The organism is Salibacterium sp. K-3 (genome assembly GCF_054052005.1).
Genome location: NZ_JBSVZE010000008.1, coordinates 1 through 515, shown reverse-complemented (window position 1 = coordinate 515; position 515 = coordinate 1). Strand labels below are relative to the sequence as shown.

The window sequence follows — 515 nt, the reverse complement described above, 5'->3', positions numbered from 1 at the left end:
CGTCAGGTCACGTACCGATGTACGTTCCCTCCTCCACTCTCTTGTTTCCTCGACCTTCTTGCTTCTTCTTTCAAAGGCCGAATAAGCTGCGAATCTCTTCGTCAACTACGTTCATGTCGTCAGGTCACGTACCGATGTACGTTCCCTCCTCCACTCTCTTGTTTCCTCGACCTTCTTGCTTCTTCTTTCAAAGGTCGACTAAGTTGTAAACCTCTTCGTCAACTACGTTCATGCTGTACCAGCTGTATTCTAATATGAAGAGAAAATGGTGCGCCCGAGAGGAGTCGAACCCCTAACCTTCTGATCCGTAGTCAGACGCTCTATCCAATTGAGCTACGGGCGCTTGATATCATGGAGCGGAAGACGGGATTCGAACCCGCGACCCCCACCTTGGCAAGGTGGTGTTCTACCACTGAACTACTTCCGCATTTCCTTTTTAAAATGGTGAGCCATGGAGGATTCGAACCTCCGACCCTCTGATTAAAAGTCAGATGCTCTGCCAACTGAGCTAATGG

General features: G+C 49.3%; 2 tRNA genes. Both read right to left on the bottom strand.

Annotated features, from left to right (window positions below):
* Positions 1–266 precede the first annotated feature (266 nt).
* Positions 267–343 (bottom strand) — tRNA-Arg (locus ACW9JV_RS19285).
* A 9-nt stretch (positions 344–352) separates the two neighbouring features.
* Positions 353–427 (bottom strand) — tRNA-Gly (locus ACW9JV_RS19280).
* Positions 428–515: the final 88 nt, after the last annotated feature.